The organism is Nonomuraea sp. NPDC050310 (assembly GCF_040655795.1).
Classification (GTDB): Bacteria; Actinomycetota; Actinomycetes; order Streptosporangiales; family Streptosporangiaceae; genus Nonomuraea.
In genome coordinates this window covers 38640-56301 of the sequence record NZ_JBFAKP010000012.1, presented here as the reverse complement: position 1 = coordinate 56301, position 17662 = coordinate 38640, and the positions used below count along the sequence as shown (strand labels likewise).

Below are 17662 nucleotides of genomic sequence, written 5' to 3'. Positions count from 1 at the left end.
ACCCAAAGGACCCCAGCCCGGGCGCCCGGTCAACTGGTGGAGCGGGCGGGCCCGGGCAGGGCCCCCCGAAGCTGGGTGGCCGCATTCCGCAGGTAAGCCACAAACGTCCGAAGCGCCGGATTGGGGTTGGTAGGCCGCATAGCCACCCCGATCCGCCGGTGCAGCCGATCACCCACCACCCGGCACACCTCCACCCCGGTGGCCCCGTGCACCCCCAGGCTGGGCACGAGCGCCACGCCCAGCCCCGCCCGCACCAGCCCGATGGTCACCTCGTAGTGGTCGCTCCGGCACCGGATCCGCGGCGTGAACCCCTCCAGCGCCGCCGCCCGCTCCAGCACGGACAGCACGGGCGACCCCGTCCCGTAGGAGGTGATCCACGCTTCCCCGGCCAGCTCCGCCAGCCGTACCCGATCCCGCCGCCCCGCGGGGTGCCCCGCGGGCACGACCACGAGCTGCGGCTCGTCGAAGAGCGGCACCACCTCGACCCCCACGGGCGCCCGCCAGGGATCGAGCGGGTGCTCGAAGACCACCAGCAGGTCGATCTCCCCGCGCTCCAGCTCGGGCATGAGCTCGTGCGGCTGCCCCTCCTCCAGGTCGAGCTCCACCCCGGGATGGCGCGCTGCGAACCGCGCGAGAGCCAGCGGCAGCAACCGGTACCCGGCCGAGGCGAAGAACCCCACCCGCAGGTGCCCGGAGTCGGCCCTGGCCAGCTCCAGCAGGTCCTTCTCGGTCGCCTCCAGCAGGTCGAGCACCTCCTGGGCGCGCATGGCCAGCCGCCGCCCGGCGGCGGTCAGCCGCAGGCTCTGCGCGCCGCGCTCGACGAGCCCGACGCCGGCCTCCTCCTCCAGCTTGGCGAGCTGGTGCGACAGCGCGGACGGCGACAGCTTCAGGGTGCGGGCGGCGCCCGCGATGCTGCCGGCGCGGAAGACTTCCAGGAGGACTTTCAGCCGGGTGGTGCTCAACATGGCCCGACCATAGCCCCTGCTAGGGGCGCAGGTGGACGACGGCCTCGGCGGTGTAGGGCAGGAAGGTGAACGACTCCTGCAGGTACAGCGTGACCGTGTTGGAGGTGTGGCTGTCGTAGCCGATCGAGACGTCCTGCCCGAGGTGCAGGTCGAAGTCGCCGCCGCGGGTGGAGACGATGAGCGCGCCGGTCAGCGCGGGCGCCCAGATGATCTCGCCGGTGACCAGCCGCCGGAGGTGTTCCAGCACCGGGTAGCCGTGGTCGCTGGTCTCGGCCACCCCGGTGTAGGCCTCGGCGCTCAGCAGGACCGAGTAGGGCCCGTCGACGCCGGCCATCCGCAGCGCGCTCAGCCCCTGGGCGATGGCCTCGGGGTAACCGTCGACCGAGCCGGGCAGCGCGATCGGCTGGTTGCTGCTGGCCGCGATCAGCCCGGTGATGCCCGCCGCCGCGTAGCCGTCGAAGACCGCCCGGTCCTCGGCCATCGCCAGGCCCTTGGCCGCGTCCTTGACCGGCTGCCAGTCGCTGTCGCCCGAGCCGCGCTCCACGTCGTCGATGGCCTGCCGGCTCAGCTCGAACGGCCGGCGCAGCTCGACGAGCCCCGCCGCCTCGCGCCGCCAGGCCCGCACCCCTTCGGCGGGCGGGGCGAGCGTGCTGAGGTGGCCGGTGCTGACCGCGGCCAGTTCCGGACCGGCCGGGCCGCGCACGTCGACCACGCGCCGGCCGGCCAGGTGGCGCTTGAAGGTCCGCGCCGCCTCCTCCTCGATCTGCGCCCAGGCCTCGTCGGAGATCGGCGCGAGCTCGCGGTGCAGGTTGTTCATACGCTTGCTTCCCCCTTGAGCGAGCCGATCCCGAGCGAGCCGGCGGCGGCGGTGGCGACCGGGACCCGGTCGGCCAGCTCCTCCAGCAGGTCGGGCGCGGGCGCGAAGAATGACGAGCCGGTCAGGGCGGTGGAGAAGTCGAGGATGCGGTCGTAGTTGCCGGGCGGGTCCCCGATGAACATGTTGTCCAGCATCTTCTCCAGCACCTCGGGCGTGCGGGTGTAGCCGATGAAGTAGGTCCCGAACTCGCCCCGGCCGCTGTTGCCGAACGGCATGTTGTCCCGGACGATCTTCAGCTCCTCGCCGTCCTGCTCGATGACGGTGAGCGCGTTGTGCGCGTCGGAAGGCTTGACGTCGTCGGGCAGCTCGACGTTGGAGAGCTTGTAGCGGCCGATCACCCGCTCCTGCTCCTCGACGGAGACGGCGTTCCAGGCGTCGAGGTCGTGCAGGTACTTCTGCACCGTGACGTAGCTGCCGCCGGCGAACCCGGGATCCTCGTCGCCGACGAAGACCGACGCCTCGGCCAGCGCGCCCTGCGGGTTCTCCGTGCCGTCGACGAAGCCGAGCAGGTCGCGGGTGTCGAAGTAGCGGAAGCCCTGGACCTCCTCGACCCACGACAGCGAGCCGCGCAGGCCGGCCATGATGAGCTGGGCGAGCTCGAAGCACAGGTCGGTGCGTTCGGCGCGGATGTGGAAGAGCAGGTCGGCCGGGGTCGAGGGGGCGTAGTGCACGCCTCGCACCTCCCGCATCGGGTGCAGCAGCGCGGGCCGCGGCAGGCCGAAGGCGCGGTCCCACAGCTCGGAGCCGATGCCCATGACGCAGGTGAGGTAGCCCTCCAGGTCGCGGAAGCCCACGGTGCGCACCAGCGCGGGCAGGTCGCCGCAGAACGCGCGGACCGCCGCGTGCGCCTCGCGGTCGTGCCGTACGGTGGCCACCAGGAAGATCGCCGAGCGGGTGAGCGGGGTCAGGACCGCCTGAAGCGGCTGGAACGGCTGATACACATCCCGCCCGTTGCCGGGTCCCGGTATGGGAAAACCGTTCAGTGCGCCCGCAGGTCGTAAAGCGCCACGACCAGGGCGGCGGCCACGAACGCGGTGACCACCCACAGGCCGTGCTGGAAGGCCGGTCCCCAGCCGCTCCGCAGCGCGCCAAAGAAGACCGACCCGCAGGCCGCGATGCCGATCGCCGAGCCCAGCCGCTGCCCGGTCTGGAGCACCCCGCCCGCCGCGCCGCCCTGCAGCGGAGGCACCTCCGACAGGGTGAGCGCCTGGTTCGGCGAGATCACCAGCCCGCTGCCGATCCCGGCCAGCAGCAGCGGCACCGCGGTCGCCAGGCCCACCGAGGCGCCGGGCACCAGCGTGGTGGCCAGGATGGTCAGCCCCATGCCGGCCACGACCAGGAGCAGCCCGCCGACCACCAGGGGCCGCCCGAGCCGCGTCACCAGCCGCCCGCCCACCACCGACGCCCCGGCCGAGCCGAGCGCGAAGGGCGTGATCGCCAGGCCCGCCTCCAGCGCGCTGTAGCCGTGCCCGCTCTGCAGGTAGAGCGTGTAGATGAAGAAGATGCCGGTGAAGCCGGCGAAGTACAGCAGCGCCACCGCGCTGCCGAGGCTGTAGGAGCGCTTGGCGAACAACGACAGGTCCACCAGCGGCTCGCGCCGGTAGGACCGCTCCCACAGCACGAACAGCACCAGCACGACCAGCGCCGCCGGGATGAGCAGCCACTTGGCCGGCCCCGGCCACTGGTGCTGCTGGATGAAGGGCAGCAGCAGCCCGGCCACGCCGGTGCCGAGCAGCAGCACGCCCACCGGGTCCATGCTCTGCCGCGGCCCGATGACCGGCGCGGGCAGCCACCGGCGGGCCAGCGGCAGCAGCACCAGGCCGATCGGCAGGTTGACCAGGAAGACCCAGCGCCAGCCGAAGTCCGGGCCGAAGGCGGTGACCAGCGCGCCGCCGATCAGCGGCCCGGCGGCGGTCGAGATGCCGATCGTCGCGCCCAGCGCGCCGAAGGCCCGGGCCCGGTCGTAGCCCTGGAACATCTGCTGGATCAGGCCCGACACCTGCGGGTTCAGCACGCCGGCCGCCACGCCCTGCAGCAGCCGCGCGACGATCAGCACCGGCATGCTGCCGGCCAGCCCGCAGGCCGCGCTGGCCAGCGTGAACAGCGCCACGCCGGTCATGAACACCGCGCGGCGGCTACGGGCGTCGCCGAGCCGCCCCGCCGGAACCAGCAAGAGGCCGAAGGTCAGCGCGTACCCGGACAGGATCCACTGCAGCCCGTCCTCCGTGGCGTGCAGCCCCTCCTCGATGGAGGGGGTCGCCACGTTGACGATGCTCACGTCGAGCCCGGTCATGAAGGCCGCGACGAGACAGACGCCCAGGGCTTTCCGCCGAGTATCCGACATGCCTCGTCCTATGCCCCGCGACGGGTATGCCGACCTTCACGTCAGAGGCCGTATTCCTCCAGCAGGCGCAGCCAGATCTCGCTGACCGTCGGGTAGGCGGGTACGGCATGCCACAGCCGCTCCAGCGGCACCTCGGCGGTCACCGCGATCGTCGCCGCGTGCAGCAGCTCGGCGACGCCCGGGCCGGCGAAGGTCACCCCGAGCAGCACCTTGCGCCCCTCGTCCACGACCGCCTTGGCCCGTCCCTGGTACCCGTCGCCGAGCAGGTGGGCGCCGGACACCTGGCCCAGGTCGTACTCCACCACCCGCACGTCGAAGCCCTCGGCGCGGGCCGCCTCCTCGGTCCTGCCGACCGCGCACACCTGCGGGTCGGTGAAGACCACCTGCGGCGCGCCGTACTTGTCCGCCTCGTCCAGCACCGACGGCTCCTGGCCGCGCGCCCGGGCCACGATCGCGTCGCCGCAGATCCGGGCCTGGTACTTGCCCATGTGGGTGAGCAGGTTGCGGCCGTTGACGTCGCCGACGGCGTACAGCCAGTCGCTGCCCGGCACCCGCAGCGACTCGTCCACCTCGATCGGCCTGCCGTCGTGGCTGGCGGGCTTGCGCCCGGTGGCCACCAGCAGCTCGTCGGCCTCCAGCGTGCGGCCGTCCTTGAGCGTCACCCGCACGGTGCCGTCGGCGGCCCGGCTCACCTCGCTCGCCTCGGCGCCGAAGAGCAGCTCGATGCCCTTGCCGCGCATCGACTCGGCCAGGAGCTCACCGGCGAACGGCTCGTTGCGCTCCAGCAGCCGCCCGCCGCGCACGATCATCGTCGTGTGCCCGGCGCCCAGCGCGTGCAGGGCCTGGGCCATCTCGCACGCCACCACGCCGCCGCCGAGCACGATCAGCCGCGCGGGCACCTCCTTGACCGTGGTCGCCTCGCGGCTGCCCCACGGCTGGGCCTCGGCCAGCCCCTTGATCGGCGGCAGGACCGGGACGCTGCCGGTGGCCAGCACCACCGCCCGCCGGGCGCGCACGGTCGTCACCGAGCCGTCCGGCGCGGTCACCTCGACCTCGCGCTCGCCGCTGACCCGCCCGCTGCCGCGCACGAAGGTCGCCGGCTGCTTGGTGATCCACTCGACCTGGGAGCTGTCGTCGAGGTGGGCGATCACCTCGTCGCGCCGCGCCAGCACCTTCGCCACGTCGACCGGCCCGAGCTCCAGCCCCGGCAACCGGCCCACCTCGTCGGCCAGCTCCATCGGCCGCAGCAACGCCTTGCTCGGCATGCACGCGTAATAGGAGCATTCGCCCCCGGCCAGGTGCGACTCCACGACCACACAACTCAACCCGCCGGCGGCCACCCGCCCGGCCACGTTCTCTCCGGCCGGACCCGCACCGACGATGATCACATCCGCTTCTGTCATGTTCTGACGGTACGGCTTGCGCCATCGGGGGACGAGAGGGCGCGCCAGCCCAGCGGGCTCGACAAGATCATCATGCTCGACGGCTGACCGTAGGCCGACAGCCGGTCGATCAGCGCCTCGAAGGCGGCCATCGAGGTCGTCGCCACCCGGATCAGGCAGCAGGTGTCGCCGGTGACCCGGTGGATCTCCAGGATCTCCGCCCACCCCGGCACCGACTCGTCGCGCAACACGCAGCGCGCGCCGTAGCAGCTCATCCGGATCATCGCCGAGACCGGCCGCCCGGCCGCCACCGCGTCCACCCGCGCGTGGTAGCCCGCGATGATCCCCGCCTGCTCCAGCCGGCGTACCCGCTCGGCCACCGCGGGGGAGGACAGGTGCACCCGGCGCGACAGCTCGCTGTAGGACAACCGGGCGTCGGCCTGGAGCTCGGCGAGGATCTGCCAGTCCATCGCGTCCATGCGGTCACTCCCTGTCATGGTGAAAGCCTTTCCGCCAAGAGCCTTGTGAACGGCAAGCCGTACGGGCGATGTGCCATCGGTCCGGACTTCGGAAGCGGCTCGATGGCCACGACCATAGTGGGTGCCGAGCCGTACCAGGGAGAGCTGATGATCAGACCGGTGAACGCCGAGCAGCGCGCCGAGCGCGCCGCGGCCAACGAGGGACGGCCCACGCTGGAGTTCTCGCGGGGCACGCCGTACGACGACTACGTCGGGACCGAGGTCCTGCACGGGCTGCAGAACACGGTCACCGGGCTCCCCGAGGAGCGGGCCTTCCTGGTGACCACCCAGGTGATGGAGCTGTACTTCGGGCTGCTGTGCGCCGAATGGACCCTCGCGCAGGAGCAGCTCGACGCGGGTGACGCGGCCGCCGCCGTCACCACGCTGCGGCGCAGCTCACGGCACGTCGAGGCGCTGAACGCCGCCTGGGCGTCGCTGAGCTGGCTCACGCCACGGCAGTTCAACGCCTTCCGCGACGCGCTGGGGGAGGCGTCGGGGTTCCAGTCGGCCAAGTACCGGCAGGTGGAGTTCCTGCTGGGGGAGAAGAGCGAGGCCATGCTCCGGCCGCACCGGCGCAGCCCGGCCTACCCCGAGCTCCTGGCCGCCTTCGAGGGGCCCAGCCTGTACGACAGCGCCGCGGCCCTGCTGGAGCGCGAGGGCTTCACCGGGCCGCAGGCCTGGGTCGCCATCCACGCCGCCGACCGGCCCGACCTGCACGAGCTCGCCGAGGCACTGCTCGACCTGGCCACCGGCTTCGCCGACTGGCGCCACCGCCACGTCATGTCCGTCCGCCGCTCCATGGGCGCCAAGCCCGGTTCGGGGGGCTCCAACGGGCTGCGCTTCCTGGAGGAGAACCTCCGCCGCGAGATCTTCCCCGCCCTCTGGCAGGCCCGCACCCACCTCTGACCGGCCCGGAACCTCAGGGTCTCCTCCCTTCTTTTTCTCTCTTCCTCGATCCACCTGTACCCCCGCGCCCGGCACCGTCGGCCGCCCCCCGGCCACCGAAGTCGGCGAGCGTGCCAACTCACCCCCCACCCAAGTGAGACCCCACCCCAGAAGGGAAGGACCCAGCCATGCGAGATGGAGCCCCCCAGGAGGTGGCGATCGTCGGAGCCGGCCTGGTCGGCTGCCTGCTCGCCTGCTTCCTCGCCCGCCGCGGCCACCAGGTCACCCTCTACGAACGCCGCCCCGACCCCAGACAGGCCGGCGCCGAACGAGGCCGCTCGATCAACCTGGCCCTGTCGGAACGCGGCCTGGACGCCCTGCGCCGCCTGGGCCTGGACAAGCGGGTGCTGGCCGAGGCGATCCCGATGCCCGGCCGCATGATGCACGCCGTGGACGGCACCCTCACCTTCCAGCCCTACAGCGCCGACCGCCGCCGCGCGATCAACTCCATCAGCCGCGGCGACCTCAACCGCGTCCTCCTGGAGGCCGCCGACGCCCACCCCTCGGTGACCGTGCGCTTCGACCACAAGCTCACCGGCCTCGACCCCGACCAGGGCACCTTGACCTTCGACAACGGCCGGACCGAGCAGGCCACCCTGGTCATCGGCGCCGACGGCGCCTACAGCGCGGTCCGCGCCCTGGCCGAACTGCCCGCCACCCGCGACCAGCTCGACCACGGCTACAAGGAGCTGACCATCCCGGCCCCGCACCCGTTCGAGCCGGGCGCGCTGCACATCTGGCCGCGCGGCAGCTCCATGATGATCGCCCTGCCCAACCCGGACGGCTCGCTGACCTGCACCCTGTTCTGGCCGAAGACCGACTTCGCCGCGCTCGACACCCCCGAGCGCGTCTCCGCGCACTTCGCGCAGGTCTATCCCGACGCGCACGCCCTCATGCCCGACCTCGCCCAGGAGTACGCCGCCAACCCGGTCGGCAGCCTGCTCACCGTGCACACCGCCCCCTGGGTACGGCGCGGCGAGCGCATGACGGTCGCGCTGATCGGCGACGCCGCGCACGCCATCGTCCCCTTCTACGGGCAGGGCGCCAACTGCGGCTTCGAGGACTGCGTCGAGCTCGACCGCTGCCTGGAGGAGGCGGACGGCTTCGACGCCGCGCTGACCCTGTTCGAGCGCCGCCGCAAGCCGAACGCCGACACCATCGCCCGCCTGGCGCTGGACAACTTCGTGGAGATGCGGGACAAGGTCGCCTCCCGCGCCTTCCTGGCGCGCAAGAAGGCCGAACACCTGCTGGAGCGGCTGTTCCCCGGGAAGTACGTCTCGCGCTACGAGCTCATCTCGTTCACGACCGTGCCGTACGCGGAGGTCGAACGCCGCATCGCGCGGCAGAACAGATGGGTGGCGGCCGTCGCGAGCGCGATCGTGCTCGCCGTGGCGTGGTGGACGATACTGGGATTGAACCAGTGACCTCTTCCGTGTCAGGGAAGCGCTCTCCCGCTGAGCTAATCGTCCGGGATCATGGAGGTGGAGACGGGATTCGAACCCGTGTAGACGGCTTTGCAGGCCGTTGCCTCGCCTCTCGGCCACTCCACCGAGCAGGAAGTTCCGAGCGGAAGACGGGATTCGAACCCGCGACCCTCACCTTGGCAAGGTGATGCTCTACCCCTGAGCCACTTCCGCGTTGCCGCTTGTTCGCGGCGACGTAGAGAACTGTAGCGAAAACCGGCCGACTCCCCAAACCGGATGGGCCGATCCTTCGACCGGGCTCGAAACGTGCCTCGCCTACGCTCGAGAGATGGACGCCGACATCGCACCCGTCGCCGCGCTGATCGCCGAACCGGCCCGCGCGGCGATGCTCAACGCCCTGGTGGGCGGGCGGGCTCTGGCCGCGGGCGAACTCGCCCGCCTCGCCGGGGTCAGCGCGCCGACCGCCAGCTCCCACCTGGCCAAGCTGCTGGACGGCGGCCTGGTCGAGGTCGTACGGCAGGGCCGCCACCGGTACTACCGGCTGGCCGGGCACGAGATCGCCGAGGTGCTGGAGACGCTGTCGCGGATCAGCAACCGCCCCGCCGTACGGTCACTCAAGCAATCACGCGAGGCGCGGCGGCTGGAGGAGGCCCGCACCTGCTACGACCACCTGGCCGGGCGGGCCGGCGTCGGGCTGCTGGACGGCATGGTCGCCCAGGGCTACCTGCTCGGCGGCGAGCTGAGCGAGCGCGGCGAGCAGGTGCTGACCGAGCTCGACGTGGACGTGCCCGGCGCGCGCCGGGCCCGGCGGCACTTCGCGCCCGAGTGCATCGACTGGACCGAACGCCGCGCCCATCTCGGCGGCGCCCTGGGCGCGGCGCTGACCAGGGCGATGCTCGCCTCCGGCTGGATCGAACCCGGATCCTCGCCGCGTGCGGTGGTGGTCACCGAGCGGGGTAGGGAGGGCCTCGCGACATGGTTCGCTTGTAAGGAGCTAACATCGCCTTAGCCGGTTACCTGAGAGCGAAAGAGTGCGATATGCGCGACAACGAAGTCGTGAACGTCGGTCCCGAGCCGTTGAGCTTCGCCGACGTCATCCGCGTTGCCCGAGGCGGTGCGCCGGTCCGGCTCACCGAGGACGCCGTCGCCGCCATCGCGGCAGCCCGGCAGCGGGTCGAGGAGCTCGCCGAGAGCCCCGTGCCCGCCTACGGGATCTCCACCGGGTTCGGCGCGCTCGCCACCCGGCACATCGACCCCGCCCTGCGCGCCCAGCTCCAGCGCTCCCTCGTGCGCTCGCACGCCGCGGGCAGCGGCCCCGAGGTCGAGACCGAGGTCGTGCGCGCGCTCATGCTGCTGCGCCTGCACACCCTCGCCACCGGCCACACCGGCGTGCGGCCCACCACCGCCAAGGCCCTCGCCGGGCTGCTCAGCGCCGGGATCACCCCGATCGTGCACGAGTACGGCTCGCTCGGCTGCTCCGGCGACCTGGCCCCGCTCGCGCACGTCGCCCTGGCGCTCATGGGCGAAGGCTCCGTGCGCGACGCCTCCGGCCAGGTCACCAGCGCCGCCGAGGCGCTCAAGCAGGCCGGCATCGAGCCCGTCGAACTCGCCGCCAAGGAGGGCCTGGCTCTCATCAACGGCACCGACGGCATGCTCGGCATGCTCATCCTCGCCCTCGACGACCTCACCCGCCTGCTCAAGACGGCCGACCTCAGCGCCGCCATGAGCGTCGAGGCCCTGCTCGGCACCGACCGCGTCTTCGCCCCCGAGCTCCAGGCCCTGCGCCCGCAGCCCGGCCAGGCCCTCGCCGCCGCGAACATGGTCCGCCTGCTGGCCGGCTCCGGCATCATGGCCAGCCACCGCGACCCCGAGAACTGCACCCCCGTCCAGGACGCCTACTCCCTGCGCTGCGCCCCCCAGGTCGCCGGCGCCGCCCGCGACACCGTCGCGCACGCCGCCAACGTCGCCGCCTGGGAACTCGCCAGCGCCGTCGACAACCCCGCCGTCCTCGACGACGGGCGGGTCGAGTCCAACGGCAACTTCCACGGGGCGCCCCTGGCGTACGTGCTCGACTTCCTCGCCATCGTCGCCGCCGACGTGGCCTCCATGTCCGAGCGGCGGACCGACCGCTTCCTCGACGTCTCTCGCAACCACGGGCTGCCCGCCTTCCTCGCCGACGACCCCGGCGTGGACTCCGGCCACATGATCGCCCAGTACACCCAGGCGGCGATCGTCTCCGAGATGAAGCGCCTGGCCGTGCCGGCCAGCGTGGACTCCATCCCGTCCTCGGCCATGCAGGAGGACCACGTCTCCATGGGCTGGAGCGCCGCCCGCAAGCTCCGCCGGGCCGTGGACGGCCTCACCCGGGTGCTGGCCGTCGAGATCCTCACCGCCGCCCGTGGCCTTGACCTCCGCGCCCCGCTCACCCCGGCCCCGGCCACCGCCGCCGTCGTCGCCGCCCTCCGCGAGACCGTCCCGGGTCCGGGCACCGACCGGTACCTCGCACCGGAGATCGAGTCCGTCGTCCACCTCGTCGCCGACGGCACCGTCCTGACCGCCGCCGAATCCATCACCGGCCCCCTGGCCTGACCGGCGCCATGCCCTAACCGGCCGTGGAACTGGGCGACGACTACCCCAACCGGCGACTGCCCCAACCGGCGCTGGGCCTGGCCGACGACTGCCCCGACCGGCGCTGGGCCTGGGCGGCCCCGGTCGTGGCGGACGCCCTGCGGCAGTGCCCCCACAGCAGTGCCCCCGCACCAGTGCCCCCGCATCAGTGCACGGGTGGCAGTGCTGCGGGGGCGGGGCTTGCTGGGTGGCAAGGCCGACGTGGCGAGACCCGCGCGTGCCCCTCGCCCGGCGAGGTCCTCGTGCAGCTAGCCCTGCGCGGCGAGGTCCTCGTTCCGCGAGCCCCGCACGGCGAGGTCCTCGTTCGGGGCCGGCGTGCGGGGCTCGCGTGCTGGGTCGGCTGCAGCTGGATGAGGCTGGCCTCCTCACCCTCGTCGGCCCCTACCGGTTACCGGCCTCTACCGGTTACCGGCCTCTACCGGTTGCCAGCCGCTACTGGCCCCCTCTACCGGCCGTCCCCTCTACCGGCCTTCTACGGCGCTCCTATGGCGGCCCCGCGAGGCGAAGGACCCGCGCGAAGGAATCCTCGCCAAGGGTCCCCGCCCGCGAGCGCACTCCGGGCACCCCTAGGGCGCGCCCAACCCGGCGAGGCGCGCACCTCACCCGAGAGAGGATGCGGCTGGGCACCCGGCCAAGCGAGGACGTGAGGCTGGCAAGTGCCTGTGAGGTTGCCCGCGCACCCTTCCACCGACCACATCGGGGCAGCGATCGTGGACCAATGACCCCAAGGCTCCTCACCACCGCAGCCTGCGCCACCCTCCTGGCGTTGGCCGCAACACCAGCCCAGGCCCACCCCGGAAACACCACCCAAGCCGCAACCGGCCCAGCCGGAGCAGCCCAATCCGGGAACACCCACGCGAAGCCGGTCGAAGCCGGAGCGGTGGACCGTGAGAAGCCCGACAACACCAAGACCTTCCCCACCTCCTTCCCCCTCCCGGACGGCTTCCAGCCAGAGGGCATCGCCATCGGCCCCGGCCCGGTGGCGTACTTCGGCTCCCGCGCCACCGGCTCCCTCTACCGGGCAGACCTGCGCACCGGCCAGGGAACGGTCTTCAGCCAGGGCCCGGGCACCCCGTCCCTGGGGTTGAAGAGCGACCACCGCAACCGCCTGTTCGTCTCAGGCGGGAACGCCGGAAACGCCCGGGTCGTGGACACGGCCACCGGCGCGGTCCTCAAGAGCTACCAACTAGCAACCGGCCCCTCCTTCATCAACGACGTCGTCCTGAGCCGGGGAACCGTCTGGTTCACCGACTCGACCAACCCTGTGCTCTACAAGCTGACCCTGGGCCGCAAGGGCGCCCTCCCCGACTCCGCCCAGCCTGTCCCGCTCTCCGGAGCCATCCAGTACGGCACGGGCATCAACGCCAACGGCATCGAGGTCACCCCCGACCGGACCGGCCTGCTCATCGTCCAGTCCAACACCGGCAAGCTCTTCCGTGTGAACCCCTCGACCGGGGCGACCACCGAGGTGGACCTGGGCGGTGCGGCCCTGACCAACGGCGACGGGCTGTTGTTGCGTGGCAACACCCTCTACGTCGTGCAGAACCGTCTCAACACCATCGCCGTCATCGAACTCTCGCCCGACGGGAGCAAGGGGACGGTCGTCTCGCGCATCACCGACCCGCGCTTCGACGTCCCCACGACGGTTGCGGCGTTCCGTGGACGGTTGTACCTGCCGAACGCCCGCTTCACCACGCCCCCCACCCCGGAGACCGACTACACCGTAGTCGCCGTCAAGCGCCCCCGCCGCTGACCCCTCACCGCCCCTTCGAACCTGCTGAATCCGCGGAATCCGCGGAACCCGCAGAAATCGCAGAACCGGCCAGCCGAACCAGCCGAACCCACGCCCTCTCAGAGGACCCGATCCCGGCGTCGAACCTGAGCCCGCCGTCCGAACGTCAGCACGCCGTCGAACCCGAGCTTGCCGTCGCAACCCGGGCCCGCCATCGAGCCCAAGCCCGCCGATGCTTCCGAGCCCGCCGTAGACCCAGAGCCACACCCGTGGACCGAGCCACCCGAAACCATCCAGCACCCCAGGGGCGGATGAGCGGGAGGGGAAGTCGGCCATGGGGTGGCTGGCGAGCGGGGTTGCTGGGTGGTCCGGGTTGGGCGCCGCAGCGGGAGGCGGAGGCGCTGGCAGGTGGGAGCCAGCGGGGCGGACCCGTGGGCGCCGCCGGCCGAGGCCCCCGCCGGGCGGGAGCCCAGCCGGGCGGGAACCCAGCCGGGCGGGAACCCAGCCGGGCGGGAACCCAGCCGGGCGGGAGCCCAGCGCGGCGGGGGCCTGGCCGGGGGTGGCGGTCTCGCGGAGGCGGCGGCCAGTCAAGCGGCGCCCAGTCAAGCGGCGCCCAGTCAAGCGGCGCCCAGTCAAGCGGCGCCCAGGGAGGTCGGGGGTCACTGAAGCGGAGGCCCAGTGAGGTGAGGCCCAGTGAGGCGAGAGCCATTGGGAGGTTGGGCGGGTGAAGGTTAGGCGGGTTGGGTGGGGAGGGTGGCGATGACGTCGACCTCGAGCAGCAAGCCGGGCATGAAGAGGCGTGATACCTCGACCGTCGTGCTGGCCGGAGGGGGGCCGGTGATGTAGCGGCGGCGGACGGCGCCGTAGGCGGCGCGGTCGTCCATGTCGGTGAGGTAGGTGCGGATGAAGGCGACGTCCTCGAAGCCCGCCCCCTGGGAAGCGAGGATCTTGGCGATGTTGGAGAAGACCACCTCGGCCTGGACGCCCATGTCGCCCTCGCCCACGACCTTGCCGTTCTCGTCGAAGGCGGCCTGGCCGGAGATGTACAGGGTCTGGCCGGTACGGACGGCGTGGGAGTAGAAGCCGTTCGTGGCCGGGATGTCCGGCGGGTTCAGGGGCTCGAGATGAGGTGTGGTCGTCGGCTCGGCGTCGTCACCCGAAAGGAGAGGAGCCGCGCCCGAGCCAACAGGAGCCACGCCCAAGCCGTGAGGAACGTCCCCCGAGCCCTCAGGAGCGTCAGCCGGCGGTGAGGCGTGGGCGGCCAGGTAGGGGGCGATGGAGGTGACGTCGCGCGGGCCGTAGCCGGCCGACTCGGCCTCCTCCAGCCGCCGCAGCGCGGCGGCGGCCAGGGTGTCGGCGGGGCGGACGGCCAGGCGGAGGTCCTTGGCCGCAAGGGCCAGGGAGAAGCGCGTCTCGGCCGCGGGCTGCCGCAGCCGGTCGGCGATGCCGCCCAGGGGGGTGGCGGCCAGCACGTCGAGCAGCGCCTCGGGATCGGGCACCCCGGCCAGCGCCTCGGCCACCAGCACCTGGGCGGGCAGAAGCACGCTCATCACCGCGAGCTTCATGGCCGCCCCAGCCCCCAGGGGCCCCACCTCGCGCACGTCGCCGAAGACGGACAGGATGTCCCGCACCCCGGTGAGGTCGCCTCCGGCCAGCACGGTGAGGGTGCCGCCCGCCGCGGGCTGGACACTGCCGAGCACGGGGGCGTCGACCAGCCGCACGGAGTCGGGCAGCAACGCGCGCAGCTCGGCCACGGCCTCGGGGCCGATGGTGGACATCTCGATCACCGTGCAGCCCGGCCGGAGCCCGGGCCGGGCGGCGGTGAGCACCTCCAACACCGCCGCGGGGTCGCTCAGCATCGTGATGACGACGCCGGCCCCCTCCACCACCGGGAGCAGCTCGGCCCCACGCCGCCACGTCGTCACGTCATGTCCGGCGCCGGCCAGCCGCCGCGCCATGGGGACGCCCATGCGCCCCTGTCCAAGGAAAGCAATCACGGCACCATGTAAGTCCCTCGCGAGACATTCCACAACCGACTAGATTTCATGCCAGCCATGATTGACACGAATACCTTGAGGTTGTTCGACGAGATCGCGCGCAGCGGCTCGTTCACCGCCGCCGCCGAACTCCTGGGTTACACCCAGTCGGCGGTCTCGCGCCGGATCGCGGGGCTGGAGCGCGAGGCGCGCGGCCCGCTGTTCGAGCGCCTGGCCAGGGGCGTCCGGCTGACCCCGGCCGGCGAGGCCCTGCACCGGCACGCGACAGCCGTACTCGACCGCCTGGAACGCGCGGAGGAGGACCTGGCGGCCATCCACGCGGGCCTGGGCGGCACCGTCCGGGTCGGCGCGTTCGCGACGGCCAACATCGAGCTGGTCCCCAAGGCCATCCGGGCCTACGCGACCTCCCGGCCGCGGGTGCGGGTACGGCTGACCGAGGCGCTGAGCGGGCGGCTGTTCGAGCGGCTGGGCGCGGGGGCGCTGGACGTGGCCGTGGTCAGCGACTACCCCTCCGGCCTGGTGAGCGGCGACGCCGAGCTGGTCGAGCTGATCGAGGACCAACTGCTCGTCGCCCTGCCGGCCGATCACCCGCTGGCCGGGCGCGAGCGCCTCGATCTGGCCGAGCTCGCCGGCGAGTCCTGGATCGAGGCCGCGCCGCGCGGCCAGCCCACCCAGCTCCTCGCCGCCTGCGCCGCCGCCGGGTTCACCCCGCGCAGCGGTCCCCGGGTGGCCGAATGGTCGGGGAAGTTCGGGTTCGTCGCCGCCGGGCTGGGCCTCACGCTGGTGCCCAGGCTGGCTGCGCGTGCCGTACCGGCTGATGTGGTGACCAGGCCCTTGACGCGCGGGCCGGTGCGGCGGGTCTACGCCGCGCTGCCCGAGCGGCCCCTGCCGGCGGCTCTGGAGCTGGTCGCCGAGCTGGAGCGGGCGGCGGCGGGCCTGCGGGAGCAAGGCCCAGACGGCTCGGATTCCCTGGGACAATAGGCACGTGCACGACAGTCTCGCCCACGTGGGCGGCCTGCTCGCCACCGGCCTGCGCGACGTGACCACCGACCTGTCGGCGCTCGACTCCGCGGGCTGGTGGGCGGTGGTCGTCGACTACGAGGGCAAGGTCACCTGCGCCCGCTTCGAGGAGGTACGGCGGGCGCCGCTGCCGCCTGCCACGACGCCTTGGCACGGTCCAAGGCCGGAGGAGTGGCGCAGCTCCCTCGATCAGGCCGCCTACGAGGCCGGCGTCGAGCGGATCCGCGCCTTCATCGAGCAGGGCGAGGTCTACCAGGCCAACCTGTGCCGCGTGCTCAGCGCCCCGCTGCGCCGCGGCGCCGACCCGCTCGCCCTCGCGCACCGCCTGGCGGAGGGCAACCCCGCCGCCTACGCCGCGACGATCGTGCTCCCCGGGCTCGCCGTCGTGTCCGCCTCGCCCGAGCTGTACCTGTCGCGCGCGGGCGCGGTCGTGGAGTCCAGGCCGATCAAGGGCACCGGCGTCACCGCCGCCGACCTGCTCGACAAGGACTACGCGGAGAACGTGATGATCGTCGACCTGGTCCGCAACGACCTCGGCATCGTCGCCGAGGTCGGGTCGGTCGAGGTCCCCGAGCTGTGCGCGGTCGAGGACTACCCCGGCTCGGTGCACCTGGTCTCCACGGTCCGCGCCCGGCTGGCCCCGCAGTACGGCTGGCCGGAGCTGTTCGCGGCGACCTTCCCCCCGGGCTCGGTGACCGGGGCGCCCAAATCTTCGGCTCTGCGCATCATCAATGCGCTCGAACCCGAGCCGCGCGGGCCCTACTGTGGGGCAGTGGGCTGGGTCGACGCCGACCGGCAGGCGGCGGCGCTGGCCGTGGGCATCAGGACGTTCTGGACGTCCGGCGACGAGATCCGCTTCGGCACCGGAGCGGGCATCACCTGGGGCAGCGACCCCCGTCGCGAATGGCGCGAGACCGAGCTGAAAGCCTCGCGACTCATCGCACTCGCTTCTTCTTCAGGAGGTTCGGCATGACAACTCCCGTCTGGGTCAACGGGGCACTCCTCGACCCGGAACAGGCCAAGGTCTCGGTCTGGGACCACGGCCTGATGGTCGGCGACGGCGTCTTCGAGACGATCAAGATCGTCAACGGCCGCTCGTTCGCCCTCACCCGGCACCTCGACCGGCTCGCCCTGTCGGCCCAGCGCATGGACCTGCCCGCCCCCGACCTGGAGGCGATCGCCGACGGCGTCGGCCAGCTCCTCGACTCCGCCCCGGCCTGGACGCTCGGCCGCATCCGCATCACCTACACCAGCGGCCCCGGCCCGCTCGGCTCCGACCGCGGCAAGATCGGCGCCACCAGCGTGGTCATCGTCGACGAGCAGCCGCCCTTCCCGGCCACCGCCGACGTCACCGTCGTGCCCTGGCCGCGCAACGAGCGTGGCGCGCTGTCCGGCGTGAAGTCGACCTCCTACGGGGACAACGCCAAGGCCCTGGCCTACGCCAAGGCCCGTGGCGGCGGCGAGGCCATCTTCGGCAACCTCGCGGGCAACCTGTGCGAGGGCACCGGCTCGAACATCTTCCTCGTGCACGGTGGGCGGCTGGTCACCCCCACCCTCGAGTCGGGCTGCCTGGCCGGCGTGACGCGCGCGCTGGTCCTGGAGTGGTTCGGCGCCGAGGAGACCGACGTGCCGCTCCAGGCGCTCTACGAGGCCGAGGAGGCCTTCCTCACCTCGACCACGCGCGACGTGCAGCCGATCCGGATGGTCGACCAGACGCTGCTGCCGGTCGCCCCCGGACCGGTCACCAAGAAGGCCATGGAGGTCTTCGCCGAGCGCGCCGCGGGCGACCTCGACCCGTGACGAGCCTGCGCGGCCCCGGGAGTCCCGGGG

15 protein-coding genes and 3 tRNA genes are annotated in these 17662 nt (G+C 72.7%); 8 read left to right on the top strand and 10 right to left on the bottom strand.

What is annotated here, in order from left to right; translation table 11 throughout:
• Positions 1 to 29 precede the first annotated feature (29 nt).
• From AB0I67_RS25835 to AB0I67_RS25810, 6 genes are read right to left on the bottom strand one after another with little or no spacing between them, the layout of a single operon-like run.
• Positions 30 to 965, bottom strand: coding sequence for a LysR substrate-binding domain-containing protein (locus tag AB0I67_RS25835; RefSeq protein ID WP_357928041.1), 936 nt, complete (start codon positions 963 to 965; stop codon positions 30 to 32).
• 19 nt (positions 966 to 984) lie between these two features.
• Complete coding sequence (locus tag AB0I67_RS25830) at positions 985 to 1782, bottom strand: family 1 encapsulin nanocompartment shell protein (protein ID WP_357928039.1); 798 nt, start codon at positions 1780 to 1782, stop codon at positions 985 to 987.
• Entirely contained in the window at positions 1779 to 2783 is a 1005-nt protein-coding gene (locus AB0I67_RS25825; RefSeq protein ID WP_357928037.1) for a Dyp-type peroxidase, read from the bottom strand. Before AB0I67_RS25825 ends, AB0I67_RS25830 begins: the two co-directional genes overlap by 4 nt.
• Positions 2784 to 2821: 38 nt before the next feature.
• Positions 2822 to 4186, bottom strand: a complete 1365-nt coding sequence (locus AB0I67_RS25820) for an MFS transporter (protein ID WP_357928035.1) — start codon at positions 4184 to 4186, stop codon at positions 2822 to 2824.
• 41 nt (positions 4187 to 4227) lie between these two features.
• Positions 4228 to 5589: an NAD(P)/FAD-dependent oxidoreductase gene (locus tag AB0I67_RS25815; protein WP_357928033.1), complete on the bottom strand. Its 1362-nt coding sequence runs from the start codon at positions 5587 to 5589 to the stop codon at positions 4228 to 4230.
• On the bottom strand, positions 5586 to 6047 hold the full coding sequence (locus tag AB0I67_RS25810; RefSeq protein ID WP_357928031.1) for an Lrp/AsnC family transcriptional regulator: 462 nt from the start codon (positions 6045 to 6047) through the stop codon (positions 5586 to 5588). Before AB0I67_RS25810 ends, AB0I67_RS25815 begins: the two co-directional genes overlap by 4 nt.
• Before the next feature lie 147 nt (positions 6048 to 6194).
• Here AB0I67_RS25810 and AB0I67_RS25805 point away from each other — a divergent pair, with 147 nt between their 5' ends.
• Positions 6195 to 6992 (top strand): tryptophan 2,3-dioxygenase family protein, encoded by a 798-nt coding sequence (locus AB0I67_RS25805; RefSeq protein ID WP_357928030.1) that lies wholly within the window; start codon positions 6195 to 6197, stop codon positions 6990 to 6992.
• 167 nt (positions 6993 to 7159) lie between these two features.
• A complete protein-coding gene (locus AB0I67_RS25800; RefSeq protein ID WP_357928028.1) occupies positions 7160 to 8455 on the top strand; it encodes an NAD(P)/FAD-dependent oxidoreductase in 1296 nt (431 codons plus the stop codon).
• Here AB0I67_RS25800 and AB0I67_RS25795 read toward each other — a convergent pair.
• From AB0I67_RS25795 to AB0I67_RS25785, 3 genes are all read right to left on the bottom strand, one after another.
• Positions 8426 to 8500 (bottom strand) — tRNA-Val (locus AB0I67_RS25795). The genes AB0I67_RS25800 and AB0I67_RS25795 overlap by 30 nt on opposite strands.
• A 7-nt stretch (positions 8501 to 8507) precedes the next feature.
• A tRNA-Cys gene (locus AB0I67_RS25790) sits at positions 8508 to 8581 on the bottom strand.
• Between the two features lie 15 nt (positions 8582 to 8596).
• Positions 8597 to 8668, bottom strand: a tRNA-Gly gene (locus AB0I67_RS25785).
• A gap of 115 nt (positions 8669 to 8783) precedes the next feature.
• On the opposite strand from AB0I67_RS25785, the gene AB0I67_RS25780 reads away from it, so the two are divergent.
• The 3 genes from AB0I67_RS25780 (at position 8784) to AB0I67_RS25770 (ending at position 12836) form a co-directional block, all read left to right on the top strand.
• Complete coding sequence (locus tag AB0I67_RS25780) at positions 8784 to 9464, top strand: helix-turn-helix transcriptional regulator (protein ID WP_357928026.1); 681 nt, start codon at positions 8784 to 8786, stop codon at positions 9462 to 9464.
• A gap of 29 nt (positions 9465 to 9493) precedes the next feature.
• Positions 9494 to 11044 carry a histidine ammonia-lyase gene (hutH, locus tag AB0I67_RS25775; RefSeq protein WP_357928024.1) on the top strand — a complete coding sequence of 517 codons (1551 nt, stop codon included), beginning with the start codon at positions 9494 to 9496 and terminating at the stop codon, positions 11042 to 11044.
• A gap of 919 nt (positions 11045 to 11963) precedes the next feature.
• Entirely contained in the window at positions 11964 to 12836 is an 873-nt protein-coding gene (locus AB0I67_RS25770) for a superoxide dismutase (RefSeq protein WP_357928022.1), read from the top strand.
• Between the two features lie 710 nt (positions 12837 to 13546).
• Here the strand turns inward: AB0I67_RS25770 and AB0I67_RS25765 are convergent.
• Positions 13547 to 14812 (bottom strand): Rid family hydrolase, encoded by a 1266-nt coding sequence (locus tag AB0I67_RS25765; protein ID WP_357928020.1) that lies wholly within the window; start codon positions 14810 to 14812, stop codon positions 13547 to 13549.
• 57 nt (positions 14813 to 14869) lie between these two features.
• Here AB0I67_RS25765 and AB0I67_RS25760 point away from each other — a divergent pair, with 57 nt between their 5' ends.
• From AB0I67_RS25760 to AB0I67_RS25750, 3 genes are read left to right on the top strand one after another with little or no spacing between them, the layout of a single operon-like run.
• Positions 14870 to 15793 (top strand): LysR family transcriptional regulator, encoded by a 924-nt coding sequence (locus tag AB0I67_RS25760; RefSeq protein WP_357928018.1) that lies wholly within the window; start codon positions 14870 to 14872, stop codon positions 15791 to 15793.
• A 4-nt stretch (positions 15794 to 15797) separates the two neighbouring features.
• The gene (locus AB0I67_RS25755; RefSeq protein ID WP_357928016.1) at positions 15798 to 16805 is read left to right on the top strand and encodes a chorismate-binding protein; all 1008 of its coding nucleotides are present in this window, start codon (positions 15798 to 15800) and stop codon (positions 16803 to 16805) included.
• On the top strand, positions 16802 to 17632 hold the full coding sequence (locus AB0I67_RS25750) for an aminotransferase class IV (protein WP_357928014.1): 831 nt from the start codon (positions 16802 to 16804) through the stop codon (positions 17630 to 17632). The genes AB0I67_RS25755 and AB0I67_RS25750 overlap by 4 nt, the downstream gene beginning before the upstream one ends.
• Positions 17633 to 17662 lie beyond the last annotated feature (30 nt).

Bases quoted from the DNA above. Each gene is read 5' to 3' on its own strand.
- AB0I67_RS25835 (WP_357928041.1), bottom strand. From the start codon at position 965: ATGTTGAGCACCACCCGGCTGAAAGTCCTCCTGGAAGTCTTCCGCGCC.
- AB0I67_RS25830 (WP_357928039.1), bottom strand. From the start codon at position 1,782: ATGAACAACCTGCACCGCGAGCTCGCGCCGATCTCCGACGAGGCCTGG.
- AB0I67_RS25820 (WP_357928035.1), bottom strand. From the start codon at position 4,186: ATGTCGGATACTCGGCGGAAAGCCCTGGGCGTCTGTCTCGTCGCGGCC.
- AB0I67_RS25815 (WP_357928033.1), bottom strand. From the start codon at position 5,589: ATGACAGAAGCGGATGTGATCATCGTCGGTGCGGGTCCGGCCGGAGAG.
- AB0I67_RS25810 (WP_357928031.1), bottom strand. From the start codon at position 6,047: ATGGACGCGATGGACTGGCAGATCCTCGCCGAGCTCCAGGCCGACGCC.
- AB0I67_RS25805 (WP_357928030.1), top strand. From the start codon at position 6,195: ATGATCAGACCGGTGAACGCCGAGCAGCGCGCCGAGCGCGCCGCGGCC.
- AB0I67_RS25800 (WP_357928028.1), top strand. From the start codon at position 7,160: ATGCGAGATGGAGCCCCCCAGGAGGTGGCGATCGTCGGAGCCGGCCTG.
- AB0I67_RS25780 (WP_357928026.1), top strand. From the start codon at position 8,784: ATGGACGCCGACATCGCACCCGTCGCCGCGCTGATCGCCGAACCGGCC.
- hutH (WP_357928024.1), top strand. From the start codon at position 9,494: ATGCGCGACAACGAAGTCGTGAACGTCGGTCCCGAGCCGTTGAGCTTC.
- AB0I67_RS25760 (WP_357928018.1), top strand. From the start codon at position 14,870: ATGATTGACACGAATACCTTGAGGTTGTTCGACGAGATCGCGCGCAGC.
- AB0I67_RS25750 (WP_357928014.1), top strand. From the start codon at position 16,802: ATGACAACTCCCGTCTGGGTCAACGGGGCACTCCTCGACCCGGAACAG.